Origin of the sequence: Xanthomonas sp. NCPPB 4037 (assembly GCF_041475695.2) — a bacterium.
GTDB classification, from domain to species: Bacteria; Pseudomonadota; Gammaproteobacteria; order Xanthomonadales; family Xanthomonadaceae; genus Xanthomonas; species Xanthomonas campestris.
Genome location: NZ_CM191261.1, coordinates 3593919 through 3618819 on the forward strand (window position 1 = coordinate 3593919; position 24901 = coordinate 3618819).

A 24901-nucleotide genomic window follows, 5' to 3' on the forward strand; every position below is an offset into this window, starting at 1 on the left:
AGGCGCGTGGTAGCGCTGCGCACCGAACGCATGCTGCCTCTGCGCCCCGCGGAACCCCGGCGCTTAGCGGCCGTGCTGCAGGAACCAGCTGGCGGCACCGATCACGCCAAGCTGGCCGTGTTCGACGATGCGCACCGGCACCTGCTCCAGCGCAGGGCGCAGCGGGCCCTTGTCGAGCAAGCGCGCAGCGAAGTCGCTGCGGGCGATGAAGTCGGCAATCTGCGGCAGGAAACCACCGGCCAGATACACACCGCTACGCACGCCGTACAACAGCATCATGTCGCCAACCACGCTACCCATGAAACCGCAGAACGTCTGCAGTGCCTCGTGCGCCAGCACGTCGTCACCCGCCAGTGCTGCAGCAGTGACCGCAGCCGGGGTGGCGTGCACCGCCGGCGCGTCGCGTAGAGTGGCCAGCGCGGTATACAGCGTGAGCAAGCCCGGGCCGGAGAGAAAATGTTCGGTCGCCACATGGCTGCGCGTGCGGCGCAACCCCAGCAGCAAGGCCACTTCCAGATCACTGGCTGCCGCCAGTGCGGCGTGGCCGGCCTCGGTCGGCAACACCACCGAGTTCCCACCATTGGGAATCCACAGCGCCGCGCCCAGGCCAGTGCCCGGGCCGAGCACCAATGCCGGGCCAGGAGCGCCCTGGGCGGGGCCGGACAGCTGCATGACCTGATTGCCGGTCATGTAATTGGCCGCGTAGGCGACCGCTTCGAAATCGTTGACCAAGTGCAAGGCCTGCATGCCGAGCTGCTGGCGGATCTGCTCCGGCGCCAGCACCCACGGCAGATTGGCGGTGATCACACGGCCATCTTCCAGTGCATACCCGGCGCTGGCGATCACGCCACGGCGCACCGGCGCGCAGGACAGCTCGGCAAAGAACGCGGCCATGATCTCGGCCAGGCCCGGGTAATCAGCGCAGCGGTACTTGCGGTAATCCAGCACGGTGACCGGCTTGCGCGGATCGTTGCTTTCGCAGGCCAGCGCCAGGCGCACATGCGTTCCTCCGACATCTGCGGCAACGAAGGTTTCGGGGCGCGGAAATGCCACCGCTTCCATTGGGCTGCTTGCGCTCACGCATTCTCCTGATAAGTGGCAGCGGGGCCGACATCGTCCTGCTGGCCGACGAACGGCGAGCGGGTAGACAACGTTGTCAGCAATTGTCCTGTAACGCAACCGTCGCGCGCGTGCTGCATCGCGCGCGCGGTCAATTCCATCATCCAACAAATATCAGCGCTGGTAATGGTGATTCCGGCACAAACTTCGGCAATGTTCACTAGAACCGCGCTTCGCCCATAGAAACAGCCGATCGCTGCATACGCCAACTGCGGCCAGACCACGCAGCGCCGCCGGCGTTCCGCGAACCACCGCACAAAAATGCTGCATTGCAGCGCAATCGCAGCGAGTTCAGAGATCTGTGACGATGTGTTGACAACGCTGTCAACGCTACGCGAGACTCGATTCAAATCGGAGTTCAGGCAGGAGGGGCCATGGACTGTTTTACGACTGTACGGACTGGCGCGCCCCTCGCCCGAACATCCAGATTTGCGAGCCACGCGTCATGGGACGCTGCACTCGCAGATGTCGCGTTCGCTCCACTGCACCACCACACGGGGGACACCTCCTCTACCACGCGAATTACCGCAGCCGCACTTCACTCGAAGTTCGGTCAGGCGATCACCGCGATCGGTCAGGGCGTGTTGTTTTGCCGGCCACGCCGAGCGCGTTGCGCCTCACCACGGGCCATCCGCGCTCAAAGCACTAACCAACGAGGTTTAGCCATGCACAGCCGCACCACGACGTTAGCATTCTGTATTACCGCCGCCCTGTACTACTCCGGCGCTGCCATGGCTGCCGGACAAGAACAGCAAGCCGCTCCGCAAGCTGCTCCAAACGCGCCCTCGTCCACCACCGAGCTGGACACGATCACCGTCACCGGTTATCGCGCTTCGCTGGAGAAGAGCCAGGCGGTCAAGCGCTCGGCTAACTCGATCGTCGACGCGATCAGCGCCGAAGACATCGGCAAGTTCCCGGACATCAACGCCGCCGAATCGCTCTCGCATCTGCCGGGCATCAGCGTCGACCGCCAGTTCGGCGAAGGCGAAAAGGTCAGCATCAACGGCACCGACCCGGCATTGAACCGCGTGCTGCTCAACGGCCAGACCATTGCCTCCGGCGACTGGGGCGGCAACCCGACCGACACCAGCGGCCGTACCTTCAACTACACGCTGCTGTCGCCGGAAATCATCGGCCTGATGGAGGTCTACAAGACCCCTGAAGCGCGCATCGACGAAGGCTCGATCGGCGGCACCGTGATCGTGCACACCCGCAAGCCGCTGGACCTGCCCAAGAACACCATCCGCGGCTCGATCGGCTACAACTACAACGATCGCTCGGAAGAAGGTAATCCGCGCGGCTCGGCGCTGTGGAGCTGGAAGAACGACGACGAGACCTTCGGCGCGTTGATCTCCGCCACGCACGACAAGCAGGACCTGGCACGCGCCGGTATCGAATACTTCGGCTACACCACCGGCGCCAACATCCCCGCCAGCGCCACCATCACCGGCGACGGCAGCGATGTGGCCACCGCCCGCGTGCCGGCCGGCATCAGCAGCGCATTCTTCCAGCAGACCCGCGAGCGCAGCGGCCTGCAGGGTGCATTGCAGTGGAAGCCGAACGAGCAGAACGAATTCAACTTGACCGGCCTGTACATCAAGGGCAAGTACAACAACTTCAGCCAAGCGCGTTACGTGTGCCCGAACTGTAGTTCACCAGCAGCGGATGGCTCTGTCGATGAAAATGGGAACGCTGTCCAAATCAGCAACATGCGATTGATAGACAGGGCGACAGTGCAAAATGGAGTGATCACCTCTGCAAATTTCGCAGATAACGGACTCGCGCAGCCCTATTCCCAACTGGACGCAAACTACCGCGAAAGCACTGTCACCACGAAGAGCCTGAACCTGCGTCACGACTGGTCCGGCGAGAAGTGGGTGTTTACCACCCAGGGCGGCTATACCGAAGCCACCGGCGGCAAGAACCCCGAATACCTGATGAAGTTCCTGATGCAGGACGGCGGTTACAACTACGCGTTTGATGGCCGCAACACGGCGGTCAACTACGACAATGGCGGAGCAGCAAACTGGGTCTTGCCAGGCAATCCGGCAGGTTTGGCTCCCGGGCAGCAAGGCAATATCCCGGGCACCAATACCGGCATCATGCAGGCCGGCGGTATCGCCTACCAGAAGAGCAAGGACGACGAGAAGTATTTCCAGTGGGACGCGTCGCGTGACCTGGAATGGGGCCCGTTCACCAAGCTGCAATTCGGCTACAAGTACATCAACCACAACAACGGCGTGGACGCGCGCGGCAACCGCATCAACTCCACCGATGCAGTGTCGTTGACGCAGTTCAACCCGGGCAGCACGCCCAGCAGCCTGTACGACGGCCTCGGCGCCAGCGGCGACCTGACCACCTGGCCGACCGCCAGCTTGAATGCCGTGCGCAGCTACCTGTTGTCGCAGCCGCAGGGCCCGTACCGCACCGATTTCGGCGCCTCGTTCCAGGTCAAGGAAATCACCCAGAACGTCTACACGCAGTTGAACTTCGAATCCGGCCAGTGGCGCGGTAACGTCGGCGTGCGTTTGGTCGACACCACCGACAAGTCCGAGTTCTGGCAGAGCAACGACGGTGGCACCAACTTCGACCGCGTGGCCGAAACCAACGACTACCGCAAGGCGCTGCCGAGCTTCAACATCGCCTACGACATCACCGACGACACCGTGCTGCGCTTCTCGGCGGCCAAGGTGATTGCACGTCCGCGTTATGCCGACCTGGCCGGTACGTTCACCATCAACAGCGGTACCGGTGACCTGACTGCCAACGGCGGCAACCCGGATCTGAAGCCGTACGAGTCCACCAACTACGACCTTGCTGCGGAATGGTATTTCGCTCCGTCCAGCATGCTGTCCGGCGAAGTGTTCTACCGCGATATCAGCTCCTACATCGTCAGCACCACCACCAGCCAGCAGTTGAACCCGGCACCGCCGGCCGTTGCCGGTCTGTACCAGGTCACCACGCCGGTGAACGTGTCCGATGCCAAGGTCAAGGGCGTGTCGGTCAACTACCAGCAGACCTTCGGTCTGGGCTTTGGTCTGCAGGCCAACTACACGTTTGCCGAATCCGATTCCAGCTCGGGCTTGAACCTGCCGTACCTGTCGCGCGACACCTACAACGTGATCCCGTACTGGGAACACGGCGACTGGACCGTGCGTGTGAACTACAGCTACCGCTCGAAGTACTTCACCCAGATCGGCCGACTGGAATCGCGTGACTTTGCAGATGCCTACAAGCAGCTGGATCTGAACGCCTCCTACCAGATCACCGATTACATGGGCATCACCTTCGGTGCCACCAACCTGCTGGATTCCACCTACCGGGTCTTCAGCAACACGCGTGATACCCCGACCGCGTTCTACAAGAACGGCCGCGGCTACCAGGCACAGCTCAACTTCAAGTTCTGATGGTGTGACGGCGCGCCACCGACCCTCCACGGTGGCGCGCTTTTTTTTCTGTCGTTGCATGGGGCAACGACAGTGCATGCAGTGCACATTGAGTGGACCTGGCCATCGCCCTTCGTGCTGAAGGGTGATGGCCAGTCCCGCTTCGCAACCACGGGCCGGATGCCTGATGCCGGCGCGTCTTTGCCCACAGGAGTGCAGTTCCCATGACGACCGATAGCCGCCTTGCGGCTCCATCCCGCCGCCACGCCGGAGCTGCACCCAGAACGCGAATGCTCGCGCTCGGTCTGTTGCTCGCGTTGCCTGCCGCCACGCTCAGCGCAGCACAATCGCCCACCGCGCCGACCGCCACCACGCTCAGCCCGGAGGTCATCGACCAGCAGTGGCTCGACGCCACCGCGCAGTACGCGCCCGAACGCGCGCGGCTGGTGCGCGAAGCGCAAGCCGGCGCGCGCAAGGGGCCGTTCCGTCCCGACTGGGCTGCGCTGAAGGCGTACCAATCACCTGCGTGGTACGACAACGCCAAGTTCGGCATCTTCATTCACTGGGGCGTGTTTTCGGTGCCGGCCTTCGGCAGCGAGTGGTATTCGCGCAACATGTATCTGGAAGGCTCCAAGGAATTCGCGCACCACGTGGCGACCTATGGCCCGCAGGCCAGCAGCGGCTACAAGGACCTGATTCCCAAGTTCACCGCGCCCAAGTTCGACCCCACTGGCTGGGCCCAATTGTTCCGCGAATCCGGTGCGCGCTACGTGGTGCCGGTGGCCGAGCATCACGATGGCTTTGCGTTGTACGACTCGAAGTTGTCCGATTGGACGGCGATGAAGATGGGGCCCAAGCGCGACCTGCTGGGCGAACTGTCCACCGCGATCCGTGCGCAAGGCCTGCACTTCGGGCTGTCCTCGCACCGCGCCGAGCACAACTGGTTCTTCGATGGCGGGCGCAAGTTCGATTCCGACGTCAACGACCCGCGTTATGCGGCGCTGTACGGCCCCGCGCAGGTGCGCCTGCCCGGCAAGGACGACGCTGATGTCGCCAACGACTGGACGCCGGTGTCGCAGGCGTGGCTGGACGACTGGCTGGCGCGCACCACCGAGTTGATCGATGTCTACCAGCCGGACCTGATCTATTTCGATTGGTGGATCGCCCATCCCACCTTCCGCAGCAGCCTGCCGACCATGCTGGCGTATTACTACAACCAGGGCGCGGCGCGGACCGAAGCCGACCGTGGCGTGGTGGTGAACTACAAGCTGGGTGCGTTCCCCGAAGGCGCCGGCACGCTGGATATCGAACGCGGCCAGCTCACCGGCATCCACCCCACGCATTGGCAGACCGACACCTCGGTGAGCAATGCATCGTGGGGCTATATCGAAAACGACACCTACAAGTCGCCCACCTTCATCATTCACATGCTGGCCGATGTGGTGGCCAAGAACGGCAACCTGATGCTCAACATCGGCCCGCGCGCCGATGGCTCCATCCCCGACACCGAGCGCGGCATCCTGCTGGCGATCGGCAAGTGGCTCAAGACCAATGGCGGCGCGATCTACGACAGCAAGCCGTGGCGCGTGTATGGCGAAGGCCCCACCGAAGTGGTGGGCGGCACCTTCCAGGACGTCAAGACCAAGCCGTACACCGCTGAAGATTTCCGCTTCACCACCCGCGATGGCGCGCTGTATGCCATTGAACTGGGCTGGCCGGCCGATGGCAAGGCGGTGATCCGCTCGCTCACTGCCGCCGATGGCGTGCGCGGGGTGACGCTGCTGGCCAATGGCAAAAAGATTCCCTTCGAACAACAGGCCGATGGCTTGCACCTGCGGCTACCGGCCAAGCCGGTCGGCGAAAGCGCCTACGTGTTCCGCATCGACCTTGCGCCCTCTTCCACTCCCTGACGGATCCTGTCTTCATGATCAAGCGATTGACCTGGATGTTGCTCGCGCTGGCGGTTGCCTGCGCGCCCACCTTGGCGCTGGCCAAGAACCCCACGGCGCTGTTCTATCTGATGAACACGCAGAAATCGACCAACTCGTTCCTGGCCAATGTCGACAAGATCGATGTGGTGGTGCCCACCTGGTATGGCGTGGATCAGAACGGCTTGGTCAACGGCACGCCCAACATGTATCTGTACGACATCGCCAAGCAGAAGAATCTGCGCGTGATGCCGATCCTGTCGATGACCACCGGCCGCGACGGCTTCCACAAGCTAATGCACGACGAAGCAGCCAAGAAGCGCATGATCGAATCGCTGCTGATCCACGGCAAGCAGCACAAGTACTACGGCTTCCAGTTCGATTTCGAGAACATCGCCTGGACCGATCGCGATGCCTACACGCTGATGGTCAAGCAGACCGCCGATGCGCTGCACAAGGCCGGTTTCAAGATGTCGGTGGCAGTGGTGCCCAATGCGCCGGGCCATGCCGAAGGCGGCCAGTTTTCCAAGTGGATGTGGGAATACTGGCGCGGCGCGTATGACCTGAAGGCACTGGGCCAGGCCGCCGATCTGGTCAGCATCATGACCTACGACCAGCACACCCGCTGGACCACGCCCGGCCCGGTCGACGGCATGGTGTGGATGAAGAAGCACCTGGACTACGCCATCACCCAGGTACCGAAGGAAAAGCTGTCGCTGGGTATCGCCACTTACGGCTACCGTTGGTACACCGGCAACCCGGTGAAGGAAGACGGCACCGAAGCGTCGAACATCTCGGCCACGTATATCGATGCCGACGAATCCTTCCCGCTGGCGATCGAACAGAACGCCACCGTGCAGTGGGATCCGGTGGAGCAGGAATCGTGGTTTTACTTCTACCGCGACGATATGCGTGAGTGGGTGTTCCGCCCGGATGCGCGCAGCTTCAAGGCACGCTACGACATGGTGAAGCAGTACGGCCTGGAAGGCTTCAGCTGCTGGGTGCTGGGCGCCGAAGATCCGAAGGTGTGGGACGAGCTGCCGGTGGCGCAGCGCTGAGCCCGCCACGCAGCAGGGCGGCGCGCGCACGAAGCGTGCGCCAGTCCCTGCGTCGTTCGCCACGGCTTTGCTACTGTGCGTGGCTGCCGTGTCCTGGCGCGTGGCAAGCTGCATGACGCGCGCTGATCGCCACATCGGGATGTGATTGCATGCTCTCCAACACCGGCCCTGTTCCACGCACGCTGTCGTCGCGCGTGCTGCTGTCCACACGATTGCCGTCGCGCCTGCTTGTCTGCTGCGTTGCAGTCAGCGCCCTGCTTGGATGTGGTCAACGCGAGGCCGGCACCGCACCGGCCGTTGCCAGTGCCGGCGCCCCCGCGGCACCTGCCGCCAACACACCGCTGCCCCTGATTCCGGCCCCGGCGCAGGTCACCCGCGGCAGTGGCAGTTTCCACATCGGTGCCGGCACGGTGATTTCGATCGTCGGTGGCGATGCCGATGCACGCCGCAGCGCCGAATATCTCGCCGACCTGCTCAAGCGCACGCGCGGCCTGTCGCTGGAAGTACGCAACGAAACCAGCGCCTCACCGGGCAGCATCCGCCTGGAACGCAGCGCGCAGGCACCGGTAGCGCAGAAGGAAGGCTATAGCCTGGATAGCGACGCGAAGGGCATCCGTATCCAGGCGCGTGATGGCGCCGGGTTGTTCTACGGCACCGTGAGCGCGTGGCAGCTGATGACCCCGGATGCGCGCAAGGGCGATGTCGAGGTACCGGCGGTGACCATCCGCGACTGGCCGCGTTTCAGCTGGCGCGGCCAGCATCTGGATGTGGCGCGCCACTTCCACGACGTGGCAACGGTCAAGCACGTGCTCGACACGATGGCCGTGCACAAGCTCAACGTGCTGCACTGGCATCTCACCGATGACCAGGGCTGGCGGATCGAGATCAAGCGCTATCCCAAGCTCACCGAGGTGGGTGCGTGGCGCACGCCGCCGGGCGCGGGCCAGCACGGCACACCGGAGCGCTATGGCGGCTTCTACACGCAGGAACAGATCAGCGAAGTGGTGGCCTACGCGGCGCGCCTGCACATCACCGTGCTGCCCGAGCTGGATATGCCCGGGCATGCGCAGGCGGCAGTTGCCGCCTACCCCGAAGAGGTGGGCGTCCCCGGCGTGCGCACCCAGGTGGGCGTGAACTGGGGTGTCAACCCGTACCTGTTCAACACCAGCGAACGCAGCCTGACCTTCATCACCAATGTGCTGGATGAAGTGCTCACGCTGTTCCCGTCGACCTACATCCACATCGGCGGCGATGAGGCAGTCAAGGACCAATGGGAAGCCTCGCCGGCCGTTCGCGCACAGATGCGCACGCTGGGCGTCAAGGACGCACACGCGATGCAAGGCTGGTTCAACGAACAACTGGCGCAGTACCTCACCCAGCATGGCCGGCGCATGATCGGTTGGGACGAAATCCTCGAAGGCGGCGTGCCGGCCAGCGCGGCCGTGATGTCCTGGCGTGGCATCGAAGGCGCGGTGACCGCCGCCAAGCAAGGCCACGACGTGGTGCTGGCACCGGGCGATTCGCTGTACCTGGACAACCTGCAAACCACGCGTAGCGATGAACCCAACGGCCGCCTGACCACGCTACCGCTCTCGAAGGTCTACGCGTTCAACCCGGTGCCGACCGCGCTCAATGCCGAACAGGCCAAGCATGTGCTCGGCGCACAGGGGGCGTTGTGGGCCGAATACATTCCCTCGCGCTGGCACATCGACCACGCGCTGTTCCCGCGCCTGGCAGCGGTGGCCGAAGTGACGTGGTCGCCGATGGCCGCGCGCGACTGGAAGAGTTTCCTGGCGCGGATGCCGGCGCAGCTGCAGCGTTATCAGGCGCTGGGCATCGATTACAGCGATGGCGCCTTTGCCGCCGACATCGATCTGGACGGCGACGTCAACGCGGTACTGGCCGGTGGCCCGGCCAAGGTGTCGCTTGGCAATCAGAGCGGCGCCGGCAGCCTGCACTACACCGTGGATGGCAGCGACCCCACGCCGGATGCACCGCGCTACACGGCGCCGTTCGCGATTCAGCTGCCCACCACCGTCAAGGCCACCGCCTTCACCGACGATGGCATCGCACTGGCCGCCCCACGCAGCCGCACCTTTGACCGTGCCGCGCTGCTGAGCCGCGACACCCAGAGTCTGCGTCACTGTGTCGAGCAAGGGGCGCTGGGCCTGCGCCTGCCGCTGCTGCCGGATCTGCCGGGCGCCGACACGCCGGTCTACAACGTGGACCTGTTCCATGCCTGCCGCCTGTATCCGCAGGCGCGGCTGGAGGGCGTGGGGGCGATCAAGGTGGACGTCGCACGCCTGGCGCGCAACTTCGGTCTGGCGCACGAGCAGTCCAAAGTGCAGAAGTACCCGGCCAAGACACCCGGCGGCGAACTCGAAGTGCGCCTGGGTTGCGAAGGCGAGCTGCTCGCGCGCATCCCGCTGCCCAAGGGCAACGCGCTCGGCGAACAACTCACGCTGGAAAGCGCGCTGCCTGCACGCACCGGCACGCACGATCTGTGCCTGCGCTTCACCGCCCCCATCACCGGCCCGTTGTATGCCATCGGCGCCGTCCATCTGATTGAAACCACCGCGCAGGCGCCCCCCGCCGCCACGCGCTGATCCCTCCAAGGAGAACCCTGCATGTCCCTGTCCCGCCACCGTCGTGTTCCTGCACCCGCCCGTCTCGGGCTTGCCCTCGCCTTCGCCATGTCGCAGGCCTGGGCGGCACCGCCCACGGCCGTGGCGCTGGACAGCGGCTGGCAGGTGCGGTTGGTGCCGGGGCAGGAACAGGCCAAGACCTACCCCAAGGCCGCCGCCTGGTTGCCGGCACAGGTGCCGGGCGTGGTGCAAACCGATCTGATCGCCGCCAAGGTCGTGCCGGACCCGTTCTACCGCGACAACGAAGGCAAGATTCAGTGGGCCGGCCTGAGCGACTGGCAGTACCAGACGCGCTTCACCGTGGATGCGGCCACGCTCGCGCGCGAGCATGTGGAGCTGGTGTTCGATGGCCTGGATACGTTTGCCGAGGTCACCCTCAACGGCAAGCCGCTGCTCAGTGCCGACAACATGTTCCGGCAGTGGCGCGTGGACGCCAAGGCGCTGCTCAAGCGCGGCGACAACGTGCTGGAAGTGAAGCTGTTTTCGCCGATCAAGAAGATCCAGCCATGGCTGGCCAAGCAGCCGTACGCCCTGCCGGGCGCCTACGATTCGGCCTTCGGTGACGAGCCCGAATCGCGGCACAGTTCCACTTACGTGCGCAAGGCGCCGTACAACTTCGGCTGGGACTGGGGCCCGCGCATGGTCAATGCCGGCATCTGGAAAGACGTGCGTGTGGAAGCCTGGGATGCGGTGCGCGTGGATGGGCTGCATATCGCCCAGCAGCGCGTGGACGCCGATAGCGCGCAACTGCAGGCGCAGTTGGCGTTGCAGGCCGGCCGCAGCGGCCCGGTGCAGGTGAGCCTTGATGTGCTCGGCCCGGATGGCCAGCGCGTGGGCCAGTTCACCCAGGACGCGGTGGTCGACCCGGGCCAGAACCGCATCGATCTGGCCGTGCGCATCGCCAAGCCCAAGCGCTGGTTCCCGGCCGGCTACGGCGCGCAGGACCGCTACACCTTCGTGGCCACGGTGCGCGATGCCGATGGCGACAGCCAGCAGATCAAGCGCATCACCGGCCTGCGTTCGGTGGAGCTGCGCCGCGAAAAAGACAAGTTCGGCAAGAGCATGGAGATCGTGATCAACGGCATCCCGATCTTTGCCAAGGGCGCCAACCTGATTCCGCTCGATGCCTTCCCCTCGCGCGTCAGCCAGGCGCGCATGCGCAGCACCCTGCAGGACGCACGCGATGCCAACATGAACATGCTGCGCATGTGGGGCGGCGGCCATTACCAGGACGACCACTTCTACGAGGTGGCCGACGAGCTGGGCATCATGATCTGGCAGGACTTCATGTTCGGTGGCGCGGTGCCGCCGTATGACGTGGAGTTCCGCGAAAACACCCGCCAGGAAGCGATCGAGCAGGTCAAACGCCTGCGCGACCATCCCAGCGTGGTGTTGTGGTGCGGCAACAACGAAGTGCAGACCGGTTGGGAAAACTGGGGCGACCGGGTCAAGTTCAAGCAGTCGGTGGACCCGGAAGAACGTAGCCGCATCGAGCGCGGCATGACCACGCTGTTCGGCACCGTGTTCCGCGAAGTGGTCGCTACCTACGACAGCGATGTGCCGTATTGGTCCACCTCACCCGGCACTAACTTCGACGGTGCCGCGGACCAGGCCAACGACGGCGACATGCATTACTGGAAGGTCTGGGGCGGCCCTGCACTGCCGGTCACCGAATACCTCAATGTCACTCCGCGTTTCATGTCCGAATACGGCCTGCAGTCGTTCCCGGACATGCGCACCGTGCGCGCGTTCGCCGAACCCGGCGACATGGATCCGGAATCGCCGGTGATGCGCGTGCATCAGAAGTTCGACAAGGGCAACGGCAACAAGCGGCTGATGCTGTATATCCGCCGCGAATTCGGCGAGCCCAAGGATTTCGAAAGCTTCGTCTACCTGAGCCAGCTGATGCAGGCCGAAGGAATCAACCTGGCCGCCTCGCATCTACGCGCTTCGCGTCCGCAGTCGATGGGCTCGCTGTACTGGCAGCTCAACGACGTGTGGCCCGGCGCCTCCTGGTCCAGCGTGGACTACTACGGCCGCTGGAAGGCGCTGCACTACCACGCACGCCGCTTCTATGCGCCGGAGATGATCGCCGCGCTGCGCAACGACAAGGGTCAGACCGAGGTCTCGCTGGTGTCCGACCGCACCACCCCGCTGCAGGCGCGCTGGCGCATGCGCGTGATGAGCATGGAGGGCAAGGTGCTGAGCAAGCGCGAAGAAAAAGCCACGCTTAAGCCGCTGAGCAGCCTGCAGGTGGGCAACTTCAGCGACAAGCAATTGCTGGGCAGCGCCGATCCGAAGCGTAGCTACGCGGTGTTCGAACTGCTGGATGGCGATACCGTGCTTTCACGCGAAGTGGTGTTTTTCGCCGCCGCCAAGCAACTGGCCTTGCCCACCGCCAGGATCGACAGCCAGTGGCGCGCCGATGGCGATGGCTACGCGCTCACGCTGTCCAGCAAGACGCTGGCGCGCGAGGTGTGGCTATCGTTCGGCGACGTGGACGCCACGCTGTCGGACAACGCCTTCGACCTGCTGCCGGGCGAGCCGCTGACCGTGCACGTGACCAGCAAGACAGCGCTGGCGCAGTTGCAGTCCGCGCTGCAGGTCCGCGACCTGGCCAGCACGCTGGCGGGTGCACCACCGGAGCCGGCCGAGAGCAAATGACATTGCAGTGCGCTGCGCAGTGCGCGCGGCGCGTGCACCGCGGTGAACATCATCGTTGGTGCAAGGCGCGGCGCACGCCAGCACCACCGCACCGCTTCGCACCTGCACAGCAGCGCGAGCGGAAGTCGCACTACCGCGGCAGTGCCAATGCACGGCCTGCCGCATCCAGATCCATCCCTGCCCGTCGCCACGCGACGGGTACCCCAATGCAACGCCGCGCGGCCACTGCCGCACGGCAGGAGTGAAATGATGTCGTTGTCCGTGTTTCCGCATCGCCTGGCCCTTGCTCTCGGGTTTGCCTTGGCCGCACCGCTGACCAGCGCGCCCGCTCAGGCCGCAGCGCCCGCCGGCACGCCGGAACAGCGTGCCGCCGCACTGGTCGCGCAGATGAGCCGCGAGGAAAAAGTGGCCCAGGCGATGAACGCGGCGCCGGCAATTCCGCGCCTGGGCATCCCCGCCTACGAATGGTGGAGCGAAGGCCTGCACGGCATTGCCCGCAATGGCTACGCCACGGTGTTTCCGCAGGCGATCGGGCTGGCCGCCAGCTGGAATACGCAGCTGATGCAGCAGGTGGGCACGGTGGTGTCCACCGAGGCACGTGCCAAGTTCAACCAGGCCGGCGGCCCGGGCAAGGACCACAAGCGTTACGCAGGCCTGACCATCTGGTCGCCGAACATCAACATCTTCCGCGACCCGCGCTGGGGACGTGGCATGGAAACCTATGGCGAAGACCCGTTCCTCACCGGGCAACTGGCCGTGGGCTTCATTCGCGGCCTGCAAGGCGATGACCTGGAACATCCGCGCACCATTGCAACGCCCAAGCACATCGCCGTGCACAGCGGCCCGGAGCCGGGCCGGCATGGTTTCGATGTGGACGTCTCCCCGCGCGATGTGGAAGCGACCTACACGCCTGCGTTCCGCGCCGCGCTGGTCGAGGGCCAGGCCGGCTCGGTGATGTGTGCCTACAACTCCCTGCACGGCACGCCGGCATGCGCGGCGGACTGGTTGCTCAACGGCCGCGTGCGCGGCGATTGGGGTTTCAAGGGCTTTGTGGTCTCCGACTGCGATGCGGTGGACGACATGACCCAGTTCCATTACTTCCGTCCGGATAACGCCGGCTCGTCGGCCGCATCACTCAAGGCCGGCCACGATCTCAACTGCGGCACTGCCTATCGCGCGCTTGGCACCGCGATCGAACGCGGTGAAGTGGACGAAGCCTTGCTCGATCAATCGCTGGTGCGCCTGTTCGCCGCACGCTACCGCCTGGGCGAGCTGCAGGCGCCGCGCAAGGACCGCTACGCCAGGCTCGGCGCCAAGGACATCGACAACGCCGGCAACCGTGCGCTGGCGTTGCAGGCGGCGGCCGAGTCGATCGTGCTGCTGAAGAACGCAAACGCCACGCTGCCATTGAAGGCCGGTACACGGCTGGCGGTGATCGGCCCCAACGCCGATGCATTGGCTGCACTGGAAGCCAACTACCAAGGCACCTCATCGCAGCCGGTGACGCCGCTGCTCGGCCTGCGCCAACGCTTCGGCGCGCAGCAGGTGCGCTATGCGCAAGGCGCGCCGCTGGCCGCTGGCGTGCCGGGCATGATTCCGGAGACCGCGCTGCGCAGCGACGGCAAGCCCGGGTTGCGCGGTGAGTATTTCGACAATGTCGAGTTGGAAGGCGCACCGCGCGTGACGCGCCAGGACCGCGCGATCAGCTTCAACTGGGACCAGGTAAGCCCGGCCAAGGGCGTGCCCGCCGATCGCTACGCCGTGCGCTGGAGCGGCGAGCTGTTGCCGCCCGGCACTGGCGACTACACCCTGGCAGTGCGCGTGGCGCGGTGCTTCGATTGCACCGGCCACGACCCGGTGCGGCTGTACATCGACGACAAACTGGTCGTTGCCGGCAACGCCGAAGACAAGCACGTGCCGGCAGGCATGCACAACGCTGACGGCCGCAGCGTGGAGACGGTGCTGCATTTCGACGACACCCGCCCGCGCAAGATTCGTCTGGAAATGGAACACCGCGGCCAGGACCAGGGCGTGCGCCTGGAGTGGCTGGCGCCGGCCGCCGCACAGTTGGCCGAAGCCGAACAAGCCGTGGCGCAGGCCGATGCGGTGGTGGCCTTCGTCGGGCTCTCGCCGGATGTGGAAGGCGAAGAGCTGCGCATCGACGTGCCCGGCTTCGACGGCGGCGACCGCAACGACATCGCACTGCCCGCCGCGCAACAGGCCTTGCTGGAGCGTGCCAAGGCCTCCGGCAAGCCGTTGGTGGTGGTGTTGATGAGCGGCAGCGCAGTGGCATTGAACTGGGCCAAGACCCATGCCGATGCGATCGTGGCGGCGTGGTACCCCGGCCAGTCCGGCGGCACCGCCATTGCCCGTGCGCTGGCCGGCGACGACAACCCCGGCGGGCGCCTGCCGGTGACGTTCTATCGCTCCACCAAAGACCTGCCGCCGTACGTCAGCTACGACATGAAGGGCCGCACGTACCGCTATTTCAAGGGCGAGGCGTTGTTCCCGTTCGGCTACGGGCTCAGCTACACCCGCTTTGCGTACGAGGCGCCGCGCCTGTCCGCCACCACGCTGCAGGCCGGCAGCCCGCTGCAGGTGACCACGACCGTGCGCAATACCGGTGAACGCGCGGGCGATGAAGTGGCGCAGGTGTATCTGCAGTACCCAGACCGCCCGCAGTCGCCATTGCGCAGCCTGGTTGGATTCCAGCGCGTGCATCTGCAGCCGGGCGAGCAGCGCACGCTCACCTTCACCCTGGATGCGCGCGCACTGAGCGATGTGGACCGTACCGGCACGCGTGCGGTGGAAGCCGGCGATTACCGGCTGTTCGTGGGTGGCGGCCAGCCAGACACCGGCGCCCCCGGCCAGAGTGCGGCGCTCACCATCCAGGGCCGCGCACCGCTGCCGAAGTAAGGCCATTCGCAGCGCGCCGGCGCAGTGCCGGCATGCGCGTCACGAACACCACGCGCCCACAGCACGGGCGCGGCATCAGGAGTATCCATGCGTAAGATCCCCATAGACAGCATCACTGAGCCAGCGCGCGACGACAGCACGCAACCCACCGCCGCCGCCGTCTCGCGCCGCACGATGCTAGGCATGCTCGGCGCCGCCGCAGGCAGCGCGCTGATCGGCGGCATCCCCGGTGCACGCGCAGCGACCTCGTCGCCGGCCTCGGGCTTTGTCAGTAAGCGTCCGCCCAAGGCGCAGCGTCGCTTTGTCAGCACCGCAGTGGAGCAGCAGATCACCCAGATCAAGGCGCGCATTGCCGACCCGGAACTGGCCTGGCTGTTCGAGAACTGCTACCCCAACACGCTCGACACCACAGTGGAAACCGGCACCCGCAACGGCAAGCCGGACACCTTCGTCATCACCGGCGACATCCACGCGATGTGGCTGCGCGATTCGTCCGCGCAGGTGCATCCGTATGTGCCGCTGGCCAAGCGCGACCCGGCGCTGCGGCGCATGTTCCATGGCCTGATCCAGCGCCAGGCGGCTTGCATCAAGCTCGATCCGTATGCCAACGCGTTCCTGCCCGATGGCCAGACCCAGCGCCTGAAGTGGTCGCTCAACGACATCACCGAGATGAAGCCCGGTGTGGGCGAGCGCAAGTGGGAAATCGATTCGCTGTGCTACCCGATCCGCATCGCGCACGAATACTGGCGTGCCACCGGCGACACCGCGCCGTTCGACGACGACTGGCGCGAGGCGATGCACGTGGTGGTGCGCACCTTCCGCGAACAGCAGCGCAAGGACAACCGCGGCCCGTACATGTTCCAGCGCCCCTCGCCGCTGGCCACCGAGACGCTGGTGCTGGAAGGCTACGGCCAGCCGACCAAGCCCAACGGCATGATCCATTCGATGTTCCGCCCGTCCGACGATGCCTGCGTATTCCCATTGTTCGTGCCGGCCAACCTGTTCGCGGTGGCCTCGCTGCGGCAGCTGGCCAGCATGAGCACGCAGATCCATCGCGACAGCGCATTTGCGGCCGACTGCACGGCGCTCGCCGACGAAGTGGAAACCGCCACGCGCCAGTTCGGGCAGATGCGCGACAGCGATGGGCAGGCGTATTGGGCGTTTGAAGTGGACGGCTACGGCAACCAGTTGTTCATCGACGACGCCAACGCGCCCGGCTTGCTCAGCCTGGCGTACCTGGGCTGCTGCGATCGCGCCGACCCGGTGTTCCTGCGCACACGTCAGCTGGCCTGGAGCGAGCGCAACCCGTACTTTTCGCGCGGCACCGCGGCAGAAGGCGTGGGCAGCCCGCACAGCGGCATGGGCACCATCTGGCCGATGGCGATCGTGCAGTACGCGCTGGTCAGCGACGACGATGCGCAGCTGCGCCAATGCCTGCAATGGCTCAAGACCACGCATGCCGGCACCGGCTTCATGCATGAGGCCTTCGACAAGGACAACCCGGCCACATTCACGCGTGACTGGTTCGCCTGGGCCAACACCTTGTTCGGGGAACTCATCATCGACCTGCATCAGCGCAAACCGCAGTTGCTGCGCAGTAGTTGATTGTCCGAAGCGCCAGATCTTCCTTTCCAGGCGGAACGACACAGCACTTGATCTTCCCTTCTCCCGCCGGGAGAAGGTGCCCGAAGGGCGGATGAGGGTGCCCCGGCATCGGCCCGCAAACTCGAGACCAGACACATGGCAACACGACGCGGTTTTCTACAAGGCGCCATCGCAGCAGCCCTCTTCGGTAGCGGCGCTCTGGCCACAGGCCTCGCCCGCGCACGCGCAGGCACCTACGCACTGCCGGCCGATGCGCGCACCCGCGCCGACCTCACCCGTCATGTCGATGTCTTCATCGGTACAGGGGGCCACGGCCACACCTTCCCCGGCGCGACGCTGCCGTTCGGCATGGTGCAGCTCAGCCCGGACACCTACAACGCGGTCTGGGATTCGTGCTCGGGCTACCACGAGTCCGATGGCTCGATCATGGGCTTCTCGCACACGCATCTATCCGGCACCGGCATCGGCGACATGCTCGATGTGTTGCTGGTGCCGGCCACCGGCGAGGTCAAGCTGGTGCCCGGCCCGCTGGATGATCCCGACGCCGGTTATCGCTCACGCTACGACCATGCGGATGAAGCGGCCTCGCCCGGCTACTACCGCGTGCGGCTCAAGGACAGCGGCGTGCATGCCGAGCTCACCGCCACCGCGCGCGCAGGCCTGCATCGCTATCACTTCCCCAAGGGCAAGCCGGCGCACGTGTTGCTGGATCTGTGCCACGGCATGCAGGATAAGCCCGGCATCCCCACCCGCATCACCGATGCGCAGCTGCGCGTGGTCGACGAACGCACCCTCACCGGTGGCCGCCGCGTCTATCAATGGGCACAGGGACGCTACATCTATTTCGCCATGCGCCTGTCGCGGCCGTTTAAACAGGTGCAGCTGTACAACGAAGACCAGCCGCTGGCCGCCGGCACGCGCAGCGCCGATGGCACGCATCTCAAGGCCGCCTTGCATTACCCGGATGCAGCCGACGCACCGCTGCTGATCAAGGTCGGCATCTCGGCAGTGAGCGCCGACAACGCGCTGGCCAATCTGGATGCCGAACTGCCGGACTTCGACTTCGCCCGCGTGCACGCGCAAGCCGTAGCCGCCTGGGAAAAAGAACTCGCACGCGTCCGCATCGACAGCGACGACGACGCGCAGCGGCGCATCTTCTACACCGGCCTGTATCACAGCCTGCTCGCGCCCACCCTCTTCAGCGACGTGGATGGCCGCTACCGCGGCATGGATCTGCAGATCCACACCGCGCCCAAGGGCTATCACAACTACAGCACCTACTCGCTGTGGGACACCTACCGCGCTGCGCATCCGCTGCTCACCCTGGTGCAGCCCGAGCGCGTGCCGGACCTGGTGCAATGCCTGGTGCGCGGCGCCAACGAATGCCCGGACGGCGTGGGCATCTGGCCGCTGCAAGGCGTGGAAACCGGCTGCATGATCGGCTACCACTCGGCGGTGGTGCTGGCCGAAGCGCACGCCAAGGGCTTCACCGGCATCGACTACAAAGCCGCCTGGCCGGCCTACCGCAAACGCGCCATGGACGACACCACGCATGGCCTGGCGTATTACCGCGCGCTTGGCTACATCCCCGCCGACAAGGTGGACGAGGCAGTCAGCCGCACCCTGGAATACGCCTACGACGACTGGGCCTGTGCGCATCTGGCCCAGGCTGCCGGTGCCACCGACGATGCCCGCGCACTGCGCGAGCGCTCGCGCAATTACCGCAACGTGTTCAACCGCGACAGCGGCTTCGTACAGGCGCGCCTGGAAGACGGCAGCTGGGCCACACCGTTCGACCCGCGCGGCATGGGCCACATCAGCAAATGGCGCGATTTCACCGAGTCCAACGCCTGGCAGGCCACCTTCCTCAACCAGCACGATCTGTACGGCTACATGGATCTGTACGGCGGCCGCGACGGCTTCGTCGCCAAACTCGACGAGCTGTTTTCCACCAGCTCCGAACTGCCCGCCGATGCACCGCCGGATATCGATGGCCTGGTCGGCCAGTACGCACATGGCAACGAGCCAAGCCACCATGTGGCGTATCTGTTTGCCTACGCCGGGCAACCGTACAAGACCCAGGCGATGGTGCGCCGGCTGCTGCGCGAGCAGTACCACGACGCGCGCAATGGCCTGTCCGGCAACGAGGATTGCGGGCAGATGAGCGCCTGGTTCGTGCTCAGTGCGCTCGGGCTGTATGCGGTGGATCCGGTCAGCGGCAACTACATCCTCGGCAGCCCGCTGTTCAAGCGTGCAGAACTCGATGTCGGCAACGGCCGCACCTTGCGCATCGTGGCCAACAACAGCAGCGCGCAAAACGTGTACGTGCAATCGCTGACCTGGAACGGCAAACCGATCAACCGCAGCTGGATGCGCCATGCCGATCTGGCTGCTGGCGGCACGCTGGAATTCAGCATGGGCGCCAAGCCAAACCTGACCTTTGGTGCGAACAAGCAGGATCTGCCGCCGTCGTTTGCTTGATGCTCGTTCTTACTCGTCACTCGTCACCGCCGAGAATTTCCCATGTTGCGCACCACCCTTGCACCGCTCGTTCTGGCCCTCGCGTTCGCGCTTCCCGTCACCACGATTGCCGCTACTACCGACACCTGGCCCAGCTTCGGCACGCAAGGCACGCAGTTCGTGCGCGACGGCAAGCCGTATCAGATTCTCTCCGGCGCCATCCACTTCCAGCGCATTCCGCGTGAATACTGGAAGGACCGCCTGCAGAAAGCACGCGCACTCGGCCTGAACACGGTGGAGACCTACGTGTTCTGGAATCTGGTCGAACCGCAACAGGGCAGCTTCGATTTCTCCGCCAACAACGATGTCGCCGCATTCGTGCACGAAGCCGCCGCGCAAGGCCTTAACGTGATCCTGCGGCCCGGCCCGTACACCTGCGCCGAGTGGGAAGCCGGCGGCTACCCCGCCTGGTTGTTCGGCAAGGACAACATCCGCGTGCGCAGCCGCGACCCGCGCTTTCTCGGCGCCAGCCAGGCCTATCTGGATGCCGTCGCCAAGCAGGTGCATCCGCTGCTCAATCACAATGGCGGGCCGATCATCGCCGTGCAGGTCGAGAACGAATACGGCTCCTACGACGACGACCATGCCTACATGGCCGACAACCGCGCCATGTACGTCAAGGCCGGCTTCGACGACGCCTTGCTGTTCACCTCAGACGGCGCCGACATGCTCGCCAACGGCACCTTGCCGGACACCTTGGCGGTGGTGAACTTCGCACCCGGCGAAGCCAAGAGCGCCTTCGACAAACTGATCAAGTTCCGCTCCGACCAACCACGCATGGTCGGCGAATACTGGGCCGGCTGGTTCGACCATTGGGGCAAGCCGCACGCCAGCACCGATGCCAAGCAACAGACCGAAGAACTGGAATGGATCCTGCGCCAGGGCCACTCGGCCAATCTCTACATGTTCATCGGCGGCACCAGTTTCGGCTTCATGAATGGTGCCAATTTCCAGGGCAATCCCAGCGACCATTACGCACCTCAAACCACCAGCTACGACTACGACGCCATCCTCGACGAGGCCGGTCGTCCCACGCCCAAGTTCGCGTTGATGCGCGATGCCATCGCCCGCGTCACCGGCGTGCAGCCGCCTGCATTGCCGGCGCCGATCGCCATCGCGGCCCTGCCGGACACCCAGCTGCGCGAATCGGCCTCGCTGTGGGACAACCTGCCCGCCCCGATCGCCATCGACACCCCGCAGCCGATGGAACACTTCGGCCAGGATTACGGCTACATCCTCTACCGCACCACCGTCACCGGCCCGCGCAAGGGCGCGCTGTATCTGGGCGAGGTGCGCGACGTGGCGCGGGTGTATCTAGACAAGAAGCCGGTCGGCAGCGTCGAACGTCGCCTGCAACAGGTCTCCACCAACGTGGATATTCCGGCCGGCGAACACACGCTCGATGTGCTGGTGGAAAACAGCGGCCGCATCAACTACGGCCCGCGCATGGCCGACGGCCGCGCCGGCCTGGTCGACCCGGTGCTGCTGGACAACCAGCAACTCACCGGTTGGCAGGCCTTCCCGCTGCCGATGCGCTCGCCCGACAGCCTGCGCGGCTGGACCCGCAATCACGTCGACGGCCCGGCCTTCCATCGCGGCACCCTGCGCATCGGCACACCGACCGACACCTATCTGGACATGCGCGCCTTCGGCAAGGGCGTGACCTGGGCCAACGGCGTCAACCTGGGCCGCCACTGGAACATCGGCGCGCAACGTGCGCTGTATTTCCCGGCACCGTTCCAGCGCAAGGGCGACAATGCCGTGGTGGTGTTCGATCTGGACAGCACCGCCAAGCCCAGCGTGCGCGGTTTGCAGCAGCAGGTGTGGATCACGCCGAAGGAGTAACAGCGGCCAAGAAACCACCGCGCTCATCGTCAGACGGGCGCGGCGTTCGCTCCGAATCGGTTAAGAGCCGCCAACAAAACTACTGCGTGGCCACCAGACGGTCGCAGTCGATGCTCGGAATGAGGGTCGGCAGGGATTCGGGTAAAAAAAAGCCAAAGATAAGCCAACCCGCTGCCAGCAAAGAGCTTTTTAACGAATTGCTGCCGACCCTCTATCGCCGATGGTCGAATTGCTAGAACTTCCACCACTTGCTTTTCTTTTTCTTCTGTTCGAAGGGGCGTTCGGAAACTTGCCTGACGCTGCTTTCTGCTGGAGCTTGGTCCGCTTGGACAAGACGATCCCTGATCATCCTGCGGTCGGGTTCGATTTCGCTCAAGTTTCTGCCGTCCGCAGAGTCGAACGTGCCGTCGATCACCCTGTGAGCCAGCGTCTCTATTCCGGTCAGCACATGATCGCCGCAGGAATAACCGTCCGGCTGTATCGCGGTGGGCATTTCCTGAGTTTGCTCATGATCAAGGCCAAGGTGGTAGGCCGCCATGTCGGCAAGGTAGCGTTGCTGTGGCTGCGTCTGTGCCATGGAATCGTAGTAGTAGGTTGCGACAGCGTCCTTGTTACGCCGGTCGACGACGAGGAGTGACCAATGAAAGTTGGGCTGATTGATCGGCAGGAACACGATAGGTGGGGCTTCGTCTCCGACAAGAAGGCGCCGTGCGCGGGCCTGCTGGTCTGGATCTTTGGAACTCAGCATCGTCACTACCTGTGAGTCGGCAAAGTGGAGTAAATGGGCATTGGGCTGCCCTTGCAATCGGCGAGCGAGGTCGTCGGTGTAGGCGCGCAAATGTCCATCTTGCAGCCACGAAGTGGCGGTCACTGGAGGAAGCTCGGGGTCTGGGACGTTCTGGGGCGACGGCAGATTGTCCACATCGATCCTCTCGGGACTCATGGCCGAGTGCACCACGGGAGTCTGCGTGCCGTAGTCCCACGGCTCCTCTTCTTCCTGGGGGGTGTTGAGGTCGAATTCGCGGCCGTAATGGCTAATGGAGGAGAGGCCATCGAAGGTCGAAGCTGGACTTTGAGCGGGGTATTGCGGGATGTCGGGGTCCGGCTGGTACCCCATGCGCCTCCAATCTGCGCTCACTCCCGAGAAGACCGATTGGGGCGGCAGATTTTCTTCCTGCGGATGAAAGGCCCGAGGGGGACTCCACGGCTGCTCGATTTCCTGGGGGGTGTTGAGGTCGAATTCGCGATAATCATAGTTCTGCCGGGAGTCCAAGGACTCGAGATCATCGAAGGTGGAACTCGATGCTTCGGGCTGGGCTGCCCATGCACAATAGGAAGAATCCGCCGGAGTATCGGGATGCCACTCACCTGGTGCGTTCTGCGGCCAACCGCCAGAGGGGTTGGGCGGGAACAGTGACGAATAGGAAGAGTAGGAAGAATCTGCCGGAGTATCGGGATTCCACGCACCTGGTGCGTTCTGCGGCCAACCGCCAGAGGGGGTGGGCGGGAACAGTGACGAATAGGAAGAATAGGAAGAATCCGCCGGAGTATCGGGATTCCACGCACCTGGTGCGTTCTGCGGCCAACCGCCAGAAGGGGTGGGCGGGAACAGTGACGAATAGGAAGAATAGGAAGAATCCGCCGGAGTATCGGGATTCCACGTTTCTTCTGGCCGATGGAAGGCCTGAGGGGGGCTGTTTGGAGGCAGGTCCCGTTGTTGATAACGAAGTCTGAAGTTGGCGCGAATTGCTGCCTGGATGCCTTCGGATGCTTCTGAAATCACTGCTTCACCCAGACGAGTCAGTTCGCCAGTTTCCTTATCGACTATTTCTTCGAGTTCTTCTTGTGATAAATATCCGCTGCTTGCATCGTTTGAAATTGCTAAAAGTAACTCTGGTTTTTTATGAAGGGTCAGAAATACTCTTTTTAGAGGCTTGTTTTTTGGAGCGGTCTTGCTTTTTGGAGCGGCCAAGGCCAGTTTGCGCCTCTCGACTGCTAGATCCAATCTTTTCTTCTGATCTGGGGTGGCGTATTGAAGGATGTTAAGTAGCGCCTGGCCAAATGAGCCATCATCACGCAAGTAATTATGGAACCCGACCATACGCTCCGTGCGGGATGACACGCGCTGTAATGCTTCATATCTTGGTAGATATCCGATAATTTCGCTGATCTTGCTTTTGGCTATGGCTGCGCCTTTGCCTAAGGCTTCGGCTTTGGCTTCGGCTTCGGCTTTGGCTTTGGCTTTGGCTTCGGCTTTGGCTTCGGCTTTGGCTTTGGCTTTGGCTTCGGCTTCGGCTTTGGCTTTGGCTTTGGCTTCGGCTTTGGCTTTGGCTTTGGCTTCGGCTTTGGCTTTGGCTTTGGCTTCGGCTTCGGCTTTGGCTTCGGCAATGCGATTCAAATTCAGTTGGCTCAGCACAATGTTTTGACTGCAATCCGACTCAAGTTGGTTCAGCGCCAACTCTCGATATTCAGGATCCGGAAAATGCCCAATTCGCCTTATTATTTGATGTATGACTTGGTCGCGTTGATCTTCGTTCAATTCCTGAAGCATCTGCTTGCCACTTATATGTGACAGGCCGTCGTCTTTAAAAAAGCGATTAAAACTTGGAAATCTTCTTTGTAGCTCGATAATATCTTCGCCATCGCCATAGGCGCCGATTAGTTTTAATAATTTTGAGTAATCTCTATGGGTTTTGGAGGTCGCCGCGGCTGCGCGCATCTGATGGACCGAGCTATCGGCATGCACTTGCGTGGGATTTCTTCGCGGGAGGGATTCAAGCAGCGGATGCATGTTATAACCCGTGCTGTGGTTTTCCCTGCATTCTTCCGGGGGCGGAGAATTGCGGTGATCATCTGCCGCTTCCGTCATTTCGCGATATTTTTTATAGTCAAAATTAAATAATCCGTCCATCATTTGAAATACCTGCGGGGTTGATTTGACATTATCAGGCGTTCATGATGCAAGTAACTCTCGGAGGCGAATCCGTTTTCTTGAAAGCGATCTTCCCATGTCGCGATTTGGCGAGCAGCGCTCCGTTTCGCGGTGGCTCACCCAAGTCCTGATTGAGGCGACGAAGCATTGATACGCCCAAGGTTTTGTAGACAGGTACGTAACACTCGTACGCTGCGGTTCTGAGCGCGCAGCCCGCATACACTGATGACTGCTCGCCACGTTTTGTCAGCCACTCCAGGCCGTGGCGGCAGGTGCCGTCCCA

The 24901-nt window shown here is 63.8% G+C and carries 12 protein-coding genes and 1 other RNA gene; 10 read left to right on the forward strand and 3 right to left on the reverse strand.

Translation table 11 applies throughout. The annotated features are described in order from the left end of the window. Positions 1 to 63: 63 nt before the first annotated feature. Both ACCQ01_RS16075 and ACCQ01_RS16080 read right to left on the reverse strand, forming a co-directional pair. Entirely contained in the window at positions 64 to 1062 is a 999-nt protein-coding gene (locus ACCQ01_RS16075) for a glucokinase family protein (protein ID WP_228432069.1), read from the reverse strand. A 14-nt stretch (positions 1063 to 1076) separates the two neighbouring features. After that, complete coding sequence (locus ACCQ01_RS16080) at positions 1077 to 1469, reverse strand: hypothetical protein (RefSeq protein ID WP_228431981.1); 393 nt, start codon at positions 1467 to 1469, stop codon at positions 1077 to 1079. Positions 1470 to 1784: 315 nt separating this feature from the next. Here ACCQ01_RS16080 and ACCQ01_RS16085 point away from each other — a divergent pair, with 315 nt between their 5' ends. From ACCQ01_RS16085 to ACCQ01_RS16125, 9 genes are all read left to right on the forward strand, one after another. Then, the gene (locus ACCQ01_RS16085) at positions 1785 to 4526 is read left to right on the forward strand and encodes a TonB-dependent receptor (protein ID WP_228431979.1); all 2742 of its coding nucleotides are present in this window, start codon (positions 1785 to 1787) and stop codon (positions 4524 to 4526) included. Between the two features lie 203 nt (positions 4527 to 4729). Beyond that, positions 4730 to 6415 (forward strand): alpha-L-fucosidase, encoded by a 1686-nt coding sequence (locus tag ACCQ01_RS16090; RefSeq protein ID WP_228431977.1) that lies wholly within the window; start codon positions 4730 to 4732, stop codon positions 6413 to 6415. A gap of 14 nt (positions 6416 to 6429) precedes the next feature. Next, on the forward strand, positions 6430 to 7491 hold the full coding sequence (locus tag ACCQ01_RS16095) for a glycosyl hydrolase family 18 protein (RefSeq protein WP_011038014.1): 1062 nt from the start codon (positions 6430 to 6432) through the stop codon (positions 7489 to 7491). 149 nt (positions 7492 to 7640) lie between these two features. Then, positions 7641 to 10097 (forward strand): family 20 glycosylhydrolase, encoded by a 2457-nt coding sequence (locus ACCQ01_RS16100; protein WP_228431975.1) that lies wholly within the window; start codon positions 7641 to 7643, stop codon positions 10095 to 10097. A 21-nt stretch (positions 10098 to 10118) separates the two neighbouring features. Next, positions 10119 to 12800, forward strand: a complete 2682-nt coding sequence (locus ACCQ01_RS16105) for a beta-mannosidase (RefSeq protein ID WP_228431974.1) — start codon at positions 10119 to 10121, stop codon at positions 12798 to 12800. A gap of 249 nt (positions 12801 to 13049) precedes the next feature. Beyond that, positions 13050 to 15716, forward strand: a complete 2667-nt coding sequence (locus ACCQ01_RS16110) for a glycoside hydrolase family 3 C-terminal domain-containing protein (RefSeq protein WP_228431972.1) — start codon at positions 13050 to 13052, stop codon at positions 15714 to 15716. Between the two features lie 174 nt (positions 15717 to 15890). After that, positions 15891 to 17321, forward strand: coding sequence for a glycoside hydrolase family 125 protein (locus ACCQ01_RS16115; protein WP_228432067.1), 1431 nt, complete (start codon positions 15891 to 15893; stop codon positions 17319 to 17321). A 135-nt stretch (positions 17322 to 17456) separates the two neighbouring features. Then, the gene (locus ACCQ01_RS16120; RefSeq protein ID WP_228431970.1) at positions 17457 to 19802 is read left to right on the forward strand and encodes a GH92 family glycosyl hydrolase; all 2346 of its coding nucleotides are present in this window, start codon (positions 17457 to 17459) and stop codon (positions 19800 to 19802) included. A gap of 42 nt (positions 19803 to 19844) precedes the next feature. After that, complete coding sequence (locus tag ACCQ01_RS16125) at positions 19845 to 21686, forward strand: glycoside hydrolase family 35 protein (RefSeq protein WP_228431968.1); 1842 nt, start codon at positions 19845 to 19847, stop codon at positions 21684 to 21686. A gap of 232 nt (positions 21687 to 21918) precedes the next feature. On the opposite strand, the gene ACCQ01_RS16130 is transcribed toward ACCQ01_RS16125, so the two are convergent. After that, on the reverse strand, positions 21919 to 24477 hold the full coding sequence (locus tag ACCQ01_RS16130) for a Ulp1 family isopeptidase (RefSeq protein WP_228432065.1): 2559 nt from the start codon (positions 24475 to 24477) through the stop codon (positions 21919 to 21921). Positions 24478 to 24794: 317 nt separating this feature from the next. Here ACCQ01_RS16130 and ACCQ01_RS16135 point away from each other — a divergent pair. Then, positions 24795 to 24870: non-coding RNA, sX9 sRNA (locus ACCQ01_RS16135), on the forward strand. Positions 24871 to 24901: the final 31 nt, after the last annotated feature.

Coding starts and splice junctions, on each gene's coding strand:
- ACCQ01_RS16120 (WP_228431970.1), top strand. CDS start 17,457: ATGGCAACACGACGCGGTTTTCTACAAGGCGCCATCGCAGCAGCCCTC.
- ACCQ01_RS16125 (WP_228431968.1), top strand. CDS start 19,845: ATGTTGCGCACCACCCTTGCACCGCTCGTTCTGGCCCTCGCGTTCGCG.
- ACCQ01_RS16075 (WP_228432069.1), bottom strand. CDS start 1,062: ATGGAAGCGGTGGCATTTCCGCGCCCCGAAACCTTCGTTGCCGCAGAT.
- ACCQ01_RS16090 (WP_228431977.1), top strand. CDS start 4,730: ATGACGACCGATAGCCGCCTTGCGGCTCCATCCCGCCGCCACGCCGGA.
- ACCQ01_RS16130 (WP_228432065.1), bottom strand. CDS start 24,477: ATGCATCCGCTGCTTGAATCCCTCCCGCGAAGAAATCCCACGCAAGTG.
- ACCQ01_RS16100 (WP_228431975.1), top strand. CDS start 7,641: ATGCTCTCCAACACCGGCCCTGTTCCACGCACGCTGTCGTCGCGCGTG.
- ACCQ01_RS16085 (WP_228431979.1), top strand. CDS start 1,785: ATGCACAGCCGCACCACGACGTTAGCATTCTGTATTACCGCCGCCCTG.
- ACCQ01_RS16110 (WP_228431972.1), top strand. CDS start 13,050: ATGTCGTTGTCCGTGTTTCCGCATCGCCTGGCCCTTGCTCTCGGGTTT.
- ACCQ01_RS16115 (WP_228432067.1), top strand. CDS start 15,891: ATGCTAGGCATGCTCGGCGCCGCCGCAGGCAGCGCGCTGATCGGCGGC.
- ACCQ01_RS16095 (WP_011038014.1), top strand. CDS start 6,430: ATGATCAAGCGATTGACCTGGATGTTGCTCGCGCTGGCGGTTGCCTGC.
- ACCQ01_RS16105 (WP_228431974.1), top strand. CDS start 10,119: ATGTCCCTGTCCCGCCACCGTCGTGTTCCTGCACCCGCCCGTCTCGGG.